Origin of the sequence: Leptospira sarikeiensis, assembly GCF_004769615.1 — a bacterium.
In the GTDB taxonomy this organism is placed as follows: domain Bacteria; phylum Spirochaetota; class Leptospiria; order Leptospirales; family Leptospiraceae; genus Leptospira_B; species Leptospira_B sarikeiensis.
Genome location: NZ_RQGF01000015.1, coordinates 40,476 through 58,129, shown reverse-complemented (window position 1 = coordinate 58,129; position 17,654 = coordinate 40,476). Strand labels below are relative to the sequence as shown.

Below are 17,654 nucleotides of genomic sequence, written 5' to 3'. Positions count from 1 at the left end.
TATGTTCGGAAAATTTCTAACGGATCCTTTCCGACAGAGATCATTTTCTTCCTACTTTACGATCAAAGGTAGAAGATCCTTATATTTATATTGTGTAGTGACCGGGGTCGTATCCGGTTTAGGCGCCTTCTTATTTTCAAGAGCTCTTGCTTGGGCAGAGTATATTTCCTTAGAATCCATATCAGGATTACATAATACACATTCCGGTGGAGAATATTATGTTTCTCTGGATCCGATCAACTCTCTTTATTTAGGTAGATGGTTCTTGCTTGTGCTTCCGATATTGGGCGGTTTAATCACAGGCTGGATAGTCTGGAAATTTTCACCGGATTCATCGGGGACAGGAACGGATTCTTTGATCGATTCTTTTCATAATAAAGAAGGAAAAGTGGACCCAAAGATCCCTTTGATCAAATCGATCGCGACGATTTTCACTTTATCATCCGGAGGAAGTGGAGGAAAAGAAGGCCCTATCTCTTTGATTGGTGCTGGGTTCGGCTCCTTAGTTGCAAATATTACTAAGGCAGGGGCAAGAGCTAGAAGGACATTATTGCTAGCAGGAACTGCGGGTGGTTTGGGTGCGATCTTTCATGCTCCATTGGGAGGCGCTTTAACTTCCGTAGAAATGGTCTATAAGGAAGATATAGAAAGTGATAGTTTGGTCCCATGTATTATATCTTCCGTTACCGCTTTTTTAACGTATTCTTCTTTTAACGGTTTTGGTTCCGTTTATAAGGTTCCGGAGATCGGCTTCACTGCTTACAAAGAAATCTTATTCTATTTAGCGCTTGGGATCGGTTGTTATTTGGCCGGTGCATTTTTAATCCGAGTGTTTCAATTCATACAGACTTGGTCCAAATCTTGGAAATTTCCCGTATGGTTAAAACCCGCGTTAGGCGGAATTCCTGTAGGATTGGTCGGATATTTTCTGCCGGAGGTGATAGGGACCGGAGCGGGATTTTTGCAAGAAGTGTTGGAAGGAAGTTATTCTTTCGAAAAAATATTCTCTCATAGTATTCATATCTTTGGTCTTGAGAATTCGGAGGCGATCCGATTTGGTTCTTATTTAAGCCCGGAACTATTGATCGCATTTTGTTTTCTACTCTTCGCATTTTTGAAAATTATCACAACATCCTTTACGATCGGGACTGGCGGTTCTGCAGGAATGTTCGGGCCGTCTTTGTTTATCGGAGGAATGTTGGGAGGAGCCGTAGGAACTCTTGCAAAATTGATTTTAGGATACGATGTCTCAATCGCATCCTTTGTACTCGTTGGAATGGGAGCATTTTATGCGGGGATTGCGAGCGCACCTATTGCCGGTATGGTCATGATCTGCGAGATCATAGGAAGTTATTCTCTTCTTCCTCCTTTGATGATCGTTTCTATTATAAGTTTTGTTTTATCGCATAAATTAAATCTGTATAAAAGCCAGAAAAACACTAGGTTCCAATCTCCGGCGCATTACTGGGATATGAACCGGGACCTACTGGAAGAAATTCGTATCGAGGATATTAAAGAGAGGCTTAGGAATATTGCGGTCACTTCTACCTCTACCCTTCTATCTTATTTGGAAGAAGAAGCCTTAAAGATCAACGCAAGTGACTATATTGTCCTAGACGAGGAAAAAAAGTATGCAGGTATGATCTCTCTTAGAACCAATAGATTGTTTTTAGAAGGGAGAGATCTGACCAGGAATTTGGTCCTTGTAGGAGATCTTACGGATTCGTCCATTTTACCTGTTCAACTCCAAACAAGCCTTGCTTCTGCATTTAAAACTCTAGTAGATAATAATATGGATAAGATCCCGGTAGAAGAAGCGGGAGAATATTTGGGATATTTGCGTTACGCTGACATCATTTCCATATATTTTGAAAAGACCCGTTCTTCCAGGCCTGCTTCCAATTAGAAATTCCCCCATTTTTTGATTCGGGACTTAGAAGAAAAAATATATGTAGCGTTCATTCTTTTACAATAATATATAATTATCTCTTAATATCGCCTGTTTTTATCAATTTATGTCCGAAAACGTGTAAAGGCTCTTTTTTTGATTTTAGTGGACAATTTTGGGCTTTCCGCTAATATACGGAAAATTTTTAAAAAATAACTGATGTGTAATAAAAAGATCAGCCAGTTCTAGATGTTAAGAATTATATTAAGGAATTGGTTCAAAGCAGGAAGGGACAATGCGAAACAGTGTTTCAAGTCAAAAAATTATCTCCAAATTGAGGATCCTATTTTCTCTATTGGGGATATTGGGAGTCGGCACAACTGAGCTGACTGCCGGAAGTTACGGGGATATTTATGGTGCACATGCCGGAGCGTCCGGTATGGCGGGTGCAGTTACGGCAACTGTTAACAACTCTTCAGCAGTTTTCTATAATGTTGCTGGATTGGGTCGGATGAACGAAGCGGATTTGTTTGTTGGCCAATGGGAACAGAAAGAAAAAGAGAAAGAAGCTGCTGCAAATGGAGAAGCTCCTAAGGACGCAAATGGGAATCCGATCCCTCAAGAAGGTCCGTTATTATCTACAGAACCTCAAGCGGAAGACGGCGGTCCTCCTAAGCCTTGGTATAAAAAAGCTTGGTTCAATTTCAGAGACGGTTTCGCGAATATGGGAAAGGGAATGTTTACATACCAACCTCTTCTTCGTCCGAATCGTCCTTTTCACGAAGTATCATTCTTGGGAACTTATGCGAATCCGACTTTAAAGAACAACGCTCCTAAAAATGAGAACACTAAGAATCCGGATGACAGCTATGTCGGTCTGGGTTTTACGATGAACCTAAACGAAATTTTCGATATAGGTAGAACGATCCGTTTCGGATTGAATGCTATTGTTCCTGCTTCAGGGAACTTGATGGTGGTGAACGATCAGAACCCCACTGTTCCTAGATACCTTCAATCAGGAAAAAGTAATGAACGTCCGACGATCATGGCGGGAGTCGGGGTAGAACTTTGGAAAGATCGTCTTTTTGCGGGGGTTGGTGTTACCGCTCTTGCCGGAGGTTCCGGTGCGATCCTTTTGAAGGATGTTCCTATTTCTCCTGATCCTGTGCAAGCGAACTCTCAGGTTGTTTTGACTTTGAAGCCGATCATCAACCCAACTTACGGACTTCAATTCACTTATGGAAAATGGAGCGCGGGTGTTTCTTACAAAAGAGAAACTTACTTATCCGCTGACCCAATCCCGGCGCGTGCTCAAACAACTCTACTCGGGATCCAGTTGGATTTTGATCTAGCTCTTCTTGATCAATACAACCCAAGAGTTTGGTCTTACGGGATTGGATTTAGACCTACCGAAAAACTTTTGTTAAACGTAGATGTAAACAGAGAGATCTGGAGTTTGTATAAACTTTCCAGAATTAAGGAAAAATATTCCGATCCTCTGAACTTTAACGATACTACAAACGTTCGATTGGGAGCAGAGTATGCTTTCCGTCCATTCTTGAAATTCAGAGCAGGTTTAGGAAAAAGACCAAGTCCTGTTCCTCATTATTCAGGGGAGAATAACTGGATGGATAATGATAGAATGATCTATTCCATCGGGGTCTCTTACATCTTCAACGGAAAGAACTTTGCATTCTTAAAAGATAGATTGAAGAATCCGGTAATTTTCGATTTGGCGATCACTAACCAACAATTGAAAAGTGTAGAGATCAATAAAACATTCCCTACTGAGAGAAATCCTAGCTATAACTATGGCGGATATATTTGGTCCATGACCTTCTCTGTGAGTTTATTCTTCTAACTAGCGATTCCTTCTGCGCTAGTTAAATAACATCTGTTATCAAATAGCTCTATCTGAGGCGGAATTCAAATCCGCCTCGATTCTTTTTCTTGACCGAATGAACGCTACAGAGAGAGTCGAAGCTCGGTATAGAGATGGAAAAGAATATAATTGAACTGATCACTCCCGTATTTTTTGTTTTGGTTGTTGTAGAACTCCTTTGGTCCTTGTTTTCGTCCAAGCCGTTCTATCGTTTTAAGGATTCTATTAATAATCTTTCTGCTGGGATCTTCATGCAGATATTCACAGTGTTTATATCTCTAGGGCTCATGGCGATATACACATGGGTATATGCAAAATTTGGAATATTGAATATTTCGAACGATTCTTGGGTAGGCTGGATTGCCTGTTTTATCTTGGCGGATTTTTTCTATTATTGGTATCATAGGTTCGCTCATGAGATCAATATATTCTGGGCGTCTCATGTGGCTCATCATCAAAGTGAAGATTATAATTTTACGGTGGCTCTGAGGCAGGGGGTTACTCAAAATACTTTCTCTCTCCCTTTCTATCTTCCTTTAGCCGTAATGGGCTTTCCTCCAGTCATGTTCCTACTTTGTATCCAGATCAACTTTGCGTATCAATTTTGGCTTCATACTAGAGCGATCCCGAAACTAGGCTTCTTTGAATGGATCTTCAATACACCTTCTCAGCATAGAGTTCATCACGGAAGGGATCCGAAATATATAGATAAAAATTATGCTGGTACTTTTGCAATTTGGGATAGAATGTTCGGTTCCTACAAAGAAGAGGAAGAGGAGCCTATCTTCGGGATCGTAAAACCTATGCAGACTTGGAGCCCTGTCTGGACCCAATTCCATTATTTCGAAGAACTTCTTCTTATGAGTTTAAAAACTAAAAATTGGAAAGACAAGTTTTTAGTTTGGTTCACTCCTCCGGGTTGGAAGCCAAAAGATCTAGGAGAATTTGTGACTCCTCCCGAGATAGACAGAACTACATACCAAAAATTTAATACTCATATTCCTTACACACTTCTCGCGTATTCCATTACTCAATTTTTCTTTGGGCTTGGCGCTTCCATGATCTATATAGAGTTCAAAAGAGAATTACCTTTATTAGAAATGTGTGCACTTGGTTTTTATGTATTATGGACTCTTTGGAATATAGGGGCCATTTTTGAATTAAAAACTTCCGGGATGGTTTCTGAATTGATAAGGCTAGCTTCTATCGCTGCTCTAACTTATATCTATCCGTTTGATTTTACTCATGTGGAAAGATTAGCTGCAGTACTTCCTGTGGAAACTCTACAATACCTTCCGGTTTTAATGAAAGAAGTCGCAGTCATCTCATTCTGTATATTGGGTGGATTTTTGATCTCTCAAAAAAGATTTTTCAGTATCAAGGGATACACGCCTAAAACAGTTTAAGCTTGGATTTTTGACCGAGATTTCTTGTAAAAAGCGCCTTTTCATAGAAGGCGCTTTTTTTATGATCTTGAAAATAAATTGACGAACTTTGTTTCGACAAGTATCCACATAGAACCTATGAATTTCCGCTTAACCATTTCGGTTCTATCCGTATTAATTTTTACTTTTATCGGAACCGGCCCCTATGCGCAAGAATCGGATCCAGCAGAAAGCGATACTCCGACTGCGATTACGGAAGAAGAGAGATCTTCCAAAACTCCAGTTTCAGTCTCCTTCGCTAAAATCGATTCTGTGTTATTATATTCCGATCTGGTGTACGTAACCAGACAATCGGAAGTAAAATTACCTGTAGGATCTTCCGAGATTTTATTGGGAGAAGTTCCAATCGCTTCCTTGGATAAGAGTGTGATCGTTACTTTTACGGATCAGAGCAAAAAGTTTAAGATCAAAGGGATCAGAGTATTAGAGAAAGCATCTAGAAGGAAAAAATCCCAAGAAGCGGAAGACTTAGAAAAAAGAAAGGAAAGTCTCCTTCTGGCTTTGAGTACCAAATCAAGAGAAGTACAGGATCTATTGGATTGGGAAGCTTCTATAAAATCGATTAAACCGACCGTAAGAGAAGAGTATGGAGTGATAGAAAAAATCGACTCTGAGAACTTCTCTAATTTTCGAAAAACGTATGCGGAACTTGCGGAAGATAATACGAAACTCCGGCTCGCTAAGTTGGAAGAGTTGGATCGTATCCGAGAAGAATTTTATATAGTTACTACAAAACTGGCTCATCTTGCAGAAGGAGATACACTCAGGAGAAAAGAGATCAGGCTGGATGTGGAATCTGATTCGGCAAGTGTGATCCCGTTCGAATATAAGTATTTGATCCGTGGGGCCAATTGGTATCCTAGATATACTTTAGAATTACATCCAAACGGACAAGAGGCAGAGTTAGGATGGCATGCATTAGTTAGAAATGAAACCGGAGAAGATTGGAAGAATGTAAGATTAGAATTCTCTACTGCAAATCCGAATCAAGATATTGATCTTCCGGAATATAGAGAATATAGGATCGCTTCCAAAGAAGTTGCGGTTTATTCGAACGATGGAGATTACTCCGGTGTTGCTGATAAAGAATATGATGAAGCTCCAAATAAACCTTCAGCGGGAGCTTCTATCCAAATGAAAAAGGAATCAAAAAAGAAGGCCCCTGCTCCAAAGGGAGCACAGAGAAGTAAGGCCGGCGAAAGTATCGATGATATGGTTTATTCTCAGGAAAAGAACGACAGCCCTCTCATGCAATCCAGAGCCTTGATAGAAGGAAATTATAAAGATAGATCCAATTCTCTTCGGGTAGAAGAGAATATGAACCAATTACAAGGAGAACTTGCAAACCAGAAATATTCTTTTGATCGAGGCTCTTATGAAGAGTCGATCCGTTATGGAAAGGAAGCTCTTCGTAGATTTTCAGGACTTAGAGAAACTTCCAGAAAAGAATTAAAAGATCTAGAGAATGAAGTACAGAATTTGCTGAATAGATCTTCTCAATTGAGTTCGGACAAAAAATATGCAAATCAGCTTATTGCTCCGGGGCTTTCTTCCGAAGGATTTGATTTTAGATATATTGCTCAATCCAGAGAGAAGATCCCGTCCGATCGCACATTAAATCGTGTCTTCTTGCGCAAAAGAAATATCACAGTTCGTCCTGGTTATGAAACTTCTCCACTCACGAATGACGGAGTGTTTTTGAATGTAGTTTCTTCTAATACTGAAAGAGAACCTTTACTTGCAGGGCCTCTCGAAATTTATTCAGGAGAAAATCTTTTAGGAACTACGACTGTTTCTACTTTAAAGCCCGGCCAAGAGATCAAAATGGAACTGGGCCCCGATCGAGATATCAAGGTGGAGAGAAAACAGGAAAAACTGGATGATAAGTCCGGAATCATTTCCCGTAAAAAAAATATTCGTTATAGGGTGACTATATCGATCAAAAACAATAAGCGCAGATCTGTTCCTGTTCGTTTGATCGATCGTATTCCATATACGAACGACGATAGTGTTGAGGTTAAATGGTCTCTTGGTACGGATTCGCCGAAATCCAAGACAGATGACGGGATACTCACTTACGAATTCGATATAAATGCAAATTCTCTTAAAACGATCCAGTTCGAATATACAGTCTCTTATCCTGCGGATAATTTACTGAGAGAAACCCCTGGTTCGGATTCCTATTGAGGTATAATATGTATTATAAAATTAAAATGTATTCATCTTTTAGAAAATTTTCCTTATTTTTATTCTTTGTAAGTTTTCCTGTTTTTGCAAAAGAATTTAATCTTCCTATCAAAGAAGTTACGGTTCACCAAGGAACTGCTCAGATTTTAAGATCCGGAAAAATACAGTTGGAACCAGGGGCGAATAAGATCGAGATCTCATATTTACCTGTTTCACTTTTAGAAGAAACTTTAACCGCTGCGATAACTTCTCCTCAAGTGGAAGTTACAGGCTCCAGAACTTGGAAAGAAGAAGGGACAGCCGCTTCTAATCCGGAAGTAGCACAACTTCAGAAAAAAGTCCAAGGATTGGAAAAGGATCTAGAAACCTTATTAGCCAAGGAAAATGATCTGAAGGCCGAAAAAGAACTATTGGCCGAGTTACGCAAAAAAGTTTCGGACGTTGTAGGAAGAAACTTATTATACGGACGAGTGGAAGGCGATGGTAAAAATTGGGGGAGCTATCTCAAAAAGACCAGAGACGAAGCGGTTTCCATTTTTGCTTCCTGGGAAAAATTAGAAAAATCAAAGCGCAAGGTCCAAACCGAACTAGAGGAAGCAAGAGCACAACTTTCTATTCTACTATCTCAGGCTGAAAAAAGTTCCAGAACTACTTGGGTACAAATCGTGAATACTAGTTCGGAAACTAAATCTGTCGAGTTACGTTTAAGCTATCTGGTCCCGAATGCAGATTGGAAACCTGCTTATATACTAACTGCAGACGATTCTTTGAGTAAGGCCAGGCTAGAATACATTGTAGAGATCAAACAGGAAACGGGAGAAGATTGGAGAGGAGTACAACTTCTTTTATCTACTACAAGACCTGATCTCTCTTTGAGAAGAGATAGGCTACGTCCATTAAGATTATTTGATGTAGAAGTCGATTCTAAACAAGAAATTTTAACGAATCAGACCCAGGCAGTTGGTGCAGCTCAAGTAGCTAGAGAAGAAAGTAATATGCCAGCAGCCGAAGAACCTTCTCCTTCTAGTGAAAGAGGAAGCGGGTTCTTATTCAGATTGCCTAAAACGATTACTCTGGCTTCTCAAAAGGAATCCAGAAAATTCGAAATGTTGGCTTTTAGCGGACCGATCTTAGTGAAAACCGTAGCTTCTCCTAGATATAAACCTTTTCCTTTGCTTGAGGCTGAATTCCAGAACTTGGGAGAGTTTCCTATTTTACCGGGTGAAGTTTCCTTATTCAGAAGTTCAGGACTTGTAGGAAGAACGAAAACTTCTTACGTTTCTCCTAAGGAAAACCTTTCCGTTTCCTTAGGTACTGAAGGTAGTTTACGTCTTTCTTATAGAAAGGATTGGAACGAAACTAAAGAAGGAATTATCTCCACTCAAAAGGTAATGGAGAAAAAAGTTTATTTGAGTTTAGAGAATTTCGGAAAGGAAAGTAAAACCGTAATAGTAAGGGAGCAGATACCTATCTCCGAATCTGCAAGTGTTAAGGTAGAAGTAAATCAGGAGGTAAGTACTCCGGGTTCCAAGGAATATCGCCCGAATTCAGGGATTTTAGAATGGAGCCTGGTAATTCCTCCTTCCGGTAAAAAGGAGATCCGCTTGGAGTATAGAGTTACTTATCCGAATCATCAAAATTTAGATTTTTTAAGATCGTTTTAGATTTTATTCCGTAAGATCCCTTTCTCCACTTTTATCAATGGAGAAAGGAATATTTTTCGTATCCCATAATTCCAATTCTAGATTTAAAGGAAGATGGATTGGAGCGGAGATCTGAAATTCACCCTCTCCAGTTTTGTTCTCGAAACAGATTTGTTCCGTTCTCAAAACTCTTTCTGGATCGGCAGCTCTTTGCGGATTCCAGGTTTGTGTTTTAGACAATTCAGAACTTTTTCTTTTCAAATTCAAGATCACACATTGTCTGTCGGAATCAGGATTTTCAAAACGAAATTTTACTTTATAAACGTTCTCTTCCGGATCAGTTTGATTTTTTGTAACCGAAAGAATTTCTATTTTAGATTTACGTTTACTCGTTTCAATTTGAGTTCTTTTTGGTGGAGTTTCTTGTTTTAATAGATCTTCTATCGCCAGATAAAAGTCACTGTCTTCTGCGACATTATAATATTTTCCGTTTCCTGCCTTAGCAAGGGTCTGCATGATCTGTCTTTCATCCGGTTTCAGGCCTAAACCGAACACATGCATTTTAAATCGGATCCCTTTTTGCTGTAGAACCTGTAATTCTTTTTCAGGATTTCCATAACAACTTTCAATACCGTCTGTTACTAAAATCAGATCAGTTGCATTTTTTCTACGTTGGATATAATCTCCAGCGATCCGGATCGATTCGGCAAGAGGAGTTGCTCCAGACGGAGTAAGGCCGAAAAGTTTATTTTGAAATTGAGGACGATTTCCTTTTTCTAAAGGTTGATATAGCCTGGATGACTGGCAACCGGGTAGGCGATTTCCGTAAGCGATAAAACCTACTTCGGTTTCTTCCGAAAGTTTATCAACAAAGTGTCTCACATACTTTTTTGCTAAATGAACTTTCTGGTAAATTCCCAGATATTCGTTCATAGAACCGCTAGCATCTAGTATGAATAATTTCGCATTTTCATTTTGGCCTGGTACTGCCAATTCAGGAGAAGAATACTGATATGAACTTGGGATCCAGACGAATAGGAAGAATACATAAAGGTATTTGAATATCTTCTTACGAGAATTGATTGAGAAAATGGAGGAAAACATTTTTGATAAGTTCGAATTCTATATTCTTATCGGTTAAATAGAAAAACACCTTAGTAATAGAGGTAACTTAAGTTTATGTCTACTATATTCGGAAAACGGGCTATTTCTTATTCCAATACTGGAATTGAGGAAAAGATTCGGTTTCTCCAAAACGGATCTTAAAACAAGATACGGATCCGTATTCTAAAACAAGTCGGAAGGAATTTTCCAAAGGAAAACCTAAAACTAAGGAAGCCAAACAGCGAATCGGTCCTCCATGGCTGACCCAAATCGTTTTGTATTCGGAGGCTTCTCCTTCTTCTTTTTTAATTTTCTCCCAAGACCTTGCCTCTTGTAATGTTTCTTCCCAAGACTTTACTATTCTATTTTTTAATTCCAAATAAGTTTCACCGCCTGGAGGTTTTCGATGTACATAATCTTCCATCCAGAGATCGGTTTCCGTTCTTGGGAGATCTTCCCACAAGCGACCTTCCCAATCTCCAAAATTCAACTCTTGTATATTCTGATCCACTTTCCATGCAGGAGAAAAAGTATCGGATTCCATTTGTTTACTCAGGAATTCTGCAAGGCTATAACATCTAAATAAGGGACTTGTACGAATAGAATGTACATTCGTAGGAAGGAGTTTTCGAACATTCTCCGCTTCTTTTTCAAAACTGGAAGGAAGGCCTAGATCTGTTTTTCCATAACAGGTGCCTGGTTCTACTTCCGGAGTTGTGTGGCGTACTAGAAAGATTTCCATGCGAGAACGATCCCGATCAGATACAATAACTCGGTAACCTGTTGGACTGCGCCCAGACAATCTCCCGTATATCCTCCAAGCCATTTCTTATAAAAGCTTCTCATGTATAAGAATCCTAACATCTGCAGGATAAACGGGTACAATAAGAATCCGAAAACACGATCTGAAGGAAGATATTCGTTATGTAGGAACGCGAACCAAGGAGCTAATCCCCAAATGGAAGCTATAATTACATTAGAAGTTTTTAAAGTTTTTATAATAGGTTTTGCTTTAGAAAGTTCGTCTTCACGCACATAAGGAAGTGTTTTTGCGGTGAATAATGCCCAAAACCTACTGGAAGAATGAGAGGAGAGGATCGTTATAAACAATACTTCGATTGAAAATTCTTCTAAAGATTTATAACATACGAATTTTAGAAGAAGTACAAGAATGATCCCGATCGTCCCAAAGGCACCGATCCTGCTATCTTTCATGATCTCTAAAATTTTTTCTTTAGTCCATCCACCCCCGAAACCATCACAAACATCTGTAAAACCGTCTTCGTGAAATGCTCCAGTTGTAAAAACGGAAATTGCCATCGCAAGTACGATGCTGATTTCCCAAGGAAGGGAAAAATCACTGATCCAAAGGACTACCCATGTAATAGTTCCTACAATCCAACCTACCAAAGGAAAATATCTGGAAGAGGAAGTCAGATATTCATCCGAATGTTCCACCCATGAAGGAACTAGTATACGAGTGTTATAACGAACGGAGGAAAGGAAAATGATCAGTTCTTTTCGGATAAACCCAAACATGCAAAGACGAACTTATCCTTTCCCCGAATTCAATCAGCGAGAATTTATCGGATTATTCCTTTTTTTCAGATACGCCGGCCGATTCAAAGCTAGCCATATCCCTTAGGAATGCCAATGCAGATTCTAAGATCGGATATGCTAAGGCACAACCGGTACCTTCTCCCAAACGAAGTCCTAAATCTAAGATCGGGTCCGCATCAAAAAATTCTAGGATCAATCGATGGCCCTGTTCGGAAGACTTATGAGCGAATACTGCATTGCGAACTATTTTAGGTTCGATCCTGGCAGCAGTTAAAAAAGCGGAGCTCGCTATGAATCCATCCACAAGGATCAAACGATTTTCTTTGTAGGAAGAAAGCATTGCTCCGCAGATCATTGCGATCTCGAAGCCCCCGAATTTAGTGAGAACGTCGATCGGATCTTTCGGATTTACCTGATGTTTCTTTCTACAATCTGCTAGGATCTTTTTTTTACGTTCCAAGGCCTGGTCGTCCAACCCGGTTCCTCTTCCGGTAAGATCCTCTGCATTTCTTTCCAAGAATACGGAAGCAATTAATGAAGCACTGGAAGTGTTTCCTATTCCCATTTCTCCGAAACCGATTACATTACAATCTTTCGGAACTTTGGTACTTGCGATTTCTCCTCCGATCCGGATAGCTTCTTCGCATTCTTCCTTGGTCATTGCAGGTTCGTTTAATATATTTCTGGTCCCAGCGGCGATTTTTGCAGAAATAAAGTCAGGATGGGATTCTTCGAAGTTTCCTGCGACACCTGAATCAACCACTAATAATCGGATCCCGTGTTGTTTACAGAAAACGTTGATAGCGGCTCCTCCATTCAGAAAGTTTAATACCATTTGGTATGTCACTTCTTTTGGAAATGCTGAGACTCCTGAATCTGAGAGCCCATGATCTCCTGCAAAAACCAATAAATGAGGATTGGATAATACTGGATCCACCGTATTCTGGATTGTTCCGATGCGATATGCTAGATCTTCCAATTTACCCAAAGCACCTAAGGGCTTGGTCTTGGTATCTATTTTATTACGTAATAATTTATCTAAGTCCAATTGATGTACATCTTTAGGTCGAATCACTTTATTTTCACTTGTTGTATTATTTAGTTATGAGCCCAGGATACTGGCTTGGATAAGGATCTACCTGCACGGATTTCCAAACCATCCAGCACTCCAAAAAGAATTCCGGAATAAATTAGATCGCTTAGGAAAGTCATTTGAAAGAAAGGTAAAGCCGCAATATAACAAGCAATTAAACCTTCCCAAGATTTAGGATACATATCGCTTATTGCCCAAACTCCGAAATTGGAAACTAAATAGAACTGTGTCGATGCAATCGCCGCTAATATTCCGGTCTTTAAAAAAGAGGAAGACTCTGCTAGAAATTTTTTCCCTAAGAATACATTAAATAAAAACGAACCGTAAATGATCGGTAATGTATCATGGAAAAGATCATAACCATGGATCTTAGATAATGCGAAGTCCGACATGAATAGAGAAAGTATCGGAACTAGGTAGGAATTCCAACCTTGAACTCTTGCCCCTGCGTATAGACTCATGGCTCCTACAGGAGTAAAATTCGGAGGATGAGGAAGGACTCTGGACAAAGCAGAAACTACAACACCTGTCCAATGGATCGGCTCCCAATTTTGAAATGAGATCAAATTTAGGAATTTTTTAGAGAAAGAATTTGAAGAATGCATAAATATCTCCTAATGGATTAAGGGTTGACGGATTTTGCAATGACTCCGTCAATATCTGGATTTGCATGAGCCGAATCGATAGGTAAGGCTGACAGGATCGTTTTGGCAGCGGAGATTTTGATATAAGTGAATCCACTTGCTTGAATATTCGCTTTTAAGGTTCCATTACACCCGTTTCCTGAATTTCCGAAATTGGAATCTGCTAAATCAAAACCGTCTCCGCCTCCTCCACCATTCACGATATCAGTATCGAAAACTTCCGAAACGGTCATAGGATTTGTATCTTGGTTATAAACGAAAGGAGTAATACCTGCGAATCTATTCCAATAGATTGGATTTCCTACAAAAGTATTCGGATCCGCATTCGTGTATTCAGGATCCCAGCCACACCAGTTCGTTAAATCGTTCCCGACTTCTACAATTACTGGCTCCATGAACACGTTGTCAAAAGAGTTAGAATTGTTTTGAACACCGATAAAAAACGGATTTTCATAAACTATAAAATCTATCCCGCTTGTAGGAAGGACTTTTACTCCGGACCAACGAAGTATAATTGAAGATCCACTTCCGGAGTCTTCTAAACTATAAACGTCTAGGGAACCGTTAAATTTTCCCTCTCCACGAATTCCGTCCGCAGAACAATCTGAATCTTTGAATCCGATCCCATTGCTAGTAGGTGCGGAAATAATTTCATCCGCGACAAAAATCCCTCTGCCCGTTTCAGGATTTCTTAGATCACAAGAACTTAGGAAACCGGAGCCTCCTAAGCTTAAGGCAAGAAGAGACTCCGCACCGGATGAACTCTTAGAATCTTCGCAATTAAATGACATGAAAGAGAAACAGAATAATATTATAGAAATTTGAATTGTTTTCATAAAACTAAATCTACCTGTTCCTCTTATTCAAATTTATTTCAGCTCTAGCCTGCTCCAAGGAGCTGGATCAAAACCGCTATTTAAACCACAACCTGCGTTGATATCACTAGTGTCGGAATAAAAGTCCAGATCGTCATCTTTTGCGGAGGCTAAGGTCGTTTGAGTAGAAACGTCGGAAAGGTCCGGACAAACATAAGTTTTACCGTCTTTAACTGTCCATCTATACCATGCATAATTTCCTTGAGAAAAAGAAGAAGAGGAAGTGAAATGAACATAAATCACTTTCTTGTTTGTATCGATTTCCTGAATTTCTCCGTATAAGTAGCTGTTCCCGAATGTTTCATCGAACATGGTTTGTGCAATTAGTGAAAGAGAGATATTATAAGTCCCAACAACTACGTTCCCGGCTGCGGTAAAAGTCCCACCTGGATAATCAGGGGTCCCGTTATAGTAGTTATAATTACCTGCGATTGGATTTAGTCCTGCTAATGCTACCAATGCAAGAACGTTCGGATCATCCGATTTTTTGGATTCTCCAAAATCGAAACAGTTCGCGAATACGAACAGTGAAGTGAAAGTAAGCAGCAATGCAGCCTGTTTTTTGAAATGTCTCATTTGATTTTCTCCTGTTTTTGCCGGATATCGGAGAAAGAGAATATATGCCAAAATAAACGTTAGTCGCAATCGAATCGATCATGACTTCAATTTTAATTTGCGACGATTTTTCTTCTTCCCGTTCGAGAGCCCCGACATTTTTGCTTTCGGGGCCCCTTCGCGGACAGCGCGGATGCGCCAAGGCGAGATTTACGATACTCCCCAACCTCGAGGCTATAGTATCGCAGGGAAGATCTGGCTTATTCCGTAAGAACGGACATCACAGTTGCGGGTCAGCGCGGGATTTACACCCGACTTCCTCCCTGAAAGCGTAATTCCAGGTTTTGTTTCCCTAGTTCCTCTGGCAAGGGAAAAACATCGACGTGGTTCTAACTGACTCCTTCTTGCAATTCATTGATAAATCTTAGATATTTTAATGGATAAGAGGATAGAAACGGTTCGGTACATAATTTTAAAGAAGATCTTGGAATAGTCCGAGTAAAAAAATCGGGAAAGATCTTTCCAAGGCCGAAAATAAATATAGAGTTCTACGAAAACTTCCAAAAGAGGAATCCGATGAAAATTACCCGATCAACTTTTCTGAAAGCCGGAGTATTAACAGCCGCAGCTTTACTTGGAAGTCGCAAGGGAAGTTTATCGGCTCAAAATACGGCTTCAGGAAAGAGAGTCATCATTCTTGGAGGTGGATTAGCGGGACTCTACTCCGCTTATATTTTAGGAAAGACCGGAAGTAAGGTTACTCTAATCGAAGCAACTGATAGAGTAGGTGGAAGGGTACGTTCTATCCAAGACCCTTCCGGGCATGTCGTAGATTTAGGAGCGGAATGGGTTTCTTCCGAAGATAAAACTGTTCGTAGTTTAATCAGGGAACTGGGTTTAAAATTACAACCTTCTCCTTTAAATCCGGATCTATTCTTGGGGACTTATAAAAAAGCGGGAAGTTGGGAACTCTCTTCTAAATCACAAGAAATTGTGAATAAACTCGTAGCCCAAAATTCTAAGTTAGATACTGCTCAACAGCAAGCATTAGACAGGATCAGTTTTTATAATTATCTAATATACCAAGGTGTTAGTGCGGAAGATCTTACTTTACTCGGCCATAAATTGTCTCTGCATTATGGAGATAGTATCCGAGTATTATCCGCAGAAAAAGTTTTGAGCGATCTAGGCCAATTTCCTCAAAGAAATAGTAGGATAGAAGGTGGAATGGAAAACATTGCCAAAACGTTGGTAATGAATATTGAAAATACCGAGTTCGTTTTTTCGGATCCTGTATTATCCGTAGATCAAGACTCTACCGGTGTTAGCGTTTCTACTTCTTCCGGAAGAAAATTTACCGGAGCTGCGTGTATTTGCACCTTGCCTGCAAATCAAATCTCGAATGTGAAATGGAACCCAGGACTAGATAAAGAAAAACTTCTCGCTGCCTTACGAGTTCGTTATTCACAAATTTTTAAACTGTTTTTAGTATTAAAAGAATCTCCTTGGGAATCTTCTCCATTTGCAGTCCATTCGGATGCAGCGGCCCAATTTTTGTATGATGCGGGAACAAAATCGGACGGGGCCGATAAAGTTTTGGGAGTGATCGCTAACGGAGATCGTTTTTCAGTATTCGAATCTGCAAACCAAGACCAAAAGGTAGAATATATCCGTTTAACTTTGGATCGATTAGGATTGAAGAAGGACCTTCAGATCCAAAGATTTTATTTTACTGAGCTCAAAAAAGATTATATTCCGAACGGAATTGCGGAATTCCCTCCTGGAAGTTTCGGATCCGAGATCAATTTGAGAAAACCTTTTGATCGGATTTTCTTCGCAGGAGAACATACCGGAGAAATTACCGGTACTGTAGAAGCTGCGCTAAGCTCCGCGATCAAAGCCGTAAATTTAGTTTAGCAAATAATCTCTCAGAAATTTATAATCTAGCCTGCGCTTCTTGTTTTCGCTTCGATCCAGCTCGTCGCGTCCAATAGAATTTTTTCGATCCCGTCTTCTGTTATCGCCCAATGAGAAAGTTTGGGATATAGTTTCATTATAGAATTGGTATATTTAGACGCGATCTTTCTACCGATCCTGGGAGGAGTTACTCTATCTTTTCCGGTCGCCGCTACGAATACGGGACATTGAACTTTCTTGAAGTCTACACGAGTGGGCTGTGAAAAGGTCAGGAAAGGTAAAAAAGCCTGAAATGCAATCTTGCCGGATTCCGGAAGATATGTCGGATAAAGTTCATTTTGTTCCGATTCACTTAAAGTATTATAAATTCCGTATGCGAATTTGTTTTTACTTAAGAGGTTCGTCCTTCTCCAGAAAAAAGGAGTTCTTAGAATTTCCCAAACCGTTTTGAGACCAGTCCAGGAAAGACCGCTAATTTGTAAGGGTTGCACTGTAGTGATTAGTATTAACGCCTTCGCTTTGATCCGAGTCGCCAGAAGTTGTGCGAGTAGTCCTCCTAAAGAATGACCTAATAAAATAGGTTCTTTCCAACCCAATTGGTCCAAAGTATTCTCTAGATAGTCTATATAATCCGAAATTCCTAATTTGGAAAGTTTTCGCAAATCCGCTCCTTGTTCGTGCAGAGGTAAGTCTATAGATTTACAAGTGTAACCTTCTTTTTCTAAGAACTCTTGCACTTGAGATAAATGATTTCCTCTACACCACATTCCGTGTATAAGAAGAACGTTTCCTTTGGATCCGTGAACATCGGATAAATTTGCGTGTAAGGAATTTGTATCTGTCGCTTTCGTTTGCATTTTC

At 39.9% G+C, this 17,654-nt stretch carries 14 protein-coding genes and 1 riboswitch; of the genes, 6 read left to right on the top strand and 8 right to left on the bottom strand.

The genetic code is table 11. The features are described from left to right. Window position 1: 1 nt before the first annotated feature. The 5 genes from EHQ64_RS07815 to EHQ64_RS07795 all read left to right on the top strand — a co-directional run bounded on the left by EHQ64_RS07815 (window position 2) and on the right by EHQ64_RS07795 (window position 9,066). Window positions 2-1,906: a chloride channel protein gene (locus EHQ64_RS07815; protein ID WP_135648932.1), complete on the top strand. Its 1,905-nt coding sequence runs from the start codon at window positions 2-4 to the stop codon at window positions 1,904-1,906. Between the two features lie 277 nt (window positions 1,907-2,183). After that, complete coding sequence (locus tag EHQ64_RS07810) at window positions 2,184-3,749, top strand: OmpP1/FadL family transporter (RefSeq protein ID WP_135648931.1); 1,566 nt, start codon at window positions 2,184-2,186, stop codon at window positions 3,747-3,749. Window positions 3,750-3,883: 134 nt separating this feature from the next. Further along, the gene (locus tag EHQ64_RS07805; protein WP_135648930.1) at window positions 3,884-5,176 is read left to right on the top strand and encodes a sterol desaturase family protein; all 1,293 of its coding nucleotides are present in this window, start codon (window positions 3,884-3,886) and stop codon (window positions 5,174-5,176) included. 117 nt (window positions 5,177-5,293) lie between these two features. Next, window positions 5,294-7,402 (top strand): DUF4139 domain-containing protein, encoded by a 2,109-nt coding sequence (locus EHQ64_RS07800; protein WP_135648929.1) that lies wholly within the window; start codon window positions 5,294-5,296, stop codon window positions 7,400-7,402. Between the two features lie 8 nt (window positions 7,403-7,410). Continuing rightward, window positions 7,411-9,066, top strand: a complete 1,656-nt coding sequence (locus EHQ64_RS07795; RefSeq protein WP_135648928.1) for a mucoidy inhibitor MuiA family protein — start codon at window positions 7,411-7,413, stop codon at window positions 9,064-9,066. A gap of 3 nt (window positions 9,067-9,069) precedes the next feature. On the opposite strand, the gene EHQ64_RS07790 is transcribed toward EHQ64_RS07795, so the two are convergent. The 7 genes from EHQ64_RS07790 to EHQ64_RS07760 form a co-directional block, all read right to left on the bottom strand. Further along, complete coding sequence (locus EHQ64_RS07790; RefSeq protein WP_135648927.1) at window positions 9,070-10,149, bottom strand: vWA domain-containing protein; 1,080 nt, start codon at window positions 10,147-10,149, stop codon at window positions 9,070-9,072. 100 nt (window positions 10,150-10,249) lie between these two features. Continuing rightward, window positions 10,250-10,891 carry an alpha-ribazole phosphatase family protein gene (gene cobC, locus EHQ64_RS07785; protein WP_135648926.1) on the bottom strand — a complete coding sequence of 214 codons (642 nt, stop codon included), beginning with the start codon at window positions 10,889-10,891 and terminating at the stop codon, window positions 10,250-10,252. After that, window positions 10,876-11,688, bottom strand: coding sequence for an adenosylcobinamide-GDP ribazoletransferase (locus tag EHQ64_RS07780; RefSeq protein ID WP_135648925.1), 813 nt, complete (start codon window positions 11,686-11,688; stop codon window positions 10,876-10,878). Before EHQ64_RS07780 ends, cobC begins: the two co-directional genes overlap by 16 nt. A 52-nt stretch (window positions 11,689-11,740) precedes the next feature. Further along, window positions 11,741-12,784 (bottom strand): nicotinate-nucleotide--dimethylbenzimidazole phosphoribosyltransferase, encoded by a 1,044-nt coding sequence (gene cobT / locus EHQ64_RS07775; protein WP_135648924.1) that lies wholly within the window; start codon window positions 12,782-12,784, stop codon window positions 11,741-11,743. Between the two features lie 23 nt (window positions 12,785-12,807). After that, window positions 12,808-13,407: a DUF6580 family putative transport protein gene (locus tag EHQ64_RS07770; RefSeq protein WP_135648923.1), complete on the bottom strand. Its 600-nt coding sequence runs from the start codon at window positions 13,405-13,407 to the stop codon at window positions 12,808-12,810. Between the two features lie 17 nt (window positions 13,408-13,424). Further along, entirely contained in the window at window positions 13,425-14,282 is an 858-nt protein-coding gene (locus tag EHQ64_RS07765) for an LIC_13355 family lipoprotein (protein WP_135648922.1), read from the bottom strand. Window positions 14,283-14,315: 33 nt separating this feature from the next. Continuing rightward, window positions 14,316-14,897, bottom strand: coding sequence for an LIC13354 family exoprotein (locus EHQ64_RS07760; protein ID WP_135648921.1), 582 nt, complete (start codon window positions 14,895-14,897; stop codon window positions 14,316-14,318). A 190-nt stretch (window positions 14,898-15,087) separates the two neighbouring features. Continuing rightward, window positions 15,088-15,213: riboswitch (adenosylcobalamin (AdoCbl) riboswitch) on the bottom strand. A 239-nt stretch (window positions 15,214-15,452) separates the two neighbouring features. Between EHQ64_RS07760 and EHQ64_RS07755 the strand changes: the two genes are divergently transcribed. After that, window positions 15,453-16,793, top strand: coding sequence for a flavin monoamine oxidase family protein (locus EHQ64_RS07755; protein ID WP_135648920.1), 1,341 nt, complete (start codon window positions 15,453-15,455; stop codon window positions 16,791-16,793). A 26-nt stretch (window positions 16,794-16,819) separates the two neighbouring features. Here the strand turns inward: EHQ64_RS07755 and EHQ64_RS07750 are convergent, their stop codons facing one another. After that, complete coding sequence (locus tag EHQ64_RS07750) at window positions 16,820-17,650, bottom strand: alpha/beta fold hydrolase (protein WP_135648919.1); 831 nt, start codon at window positions 17,648-17,650, stop codon at window positions 16,820-16,822. Window positions 17,651-17,654 lie beyond the last annotated feature (4 nt).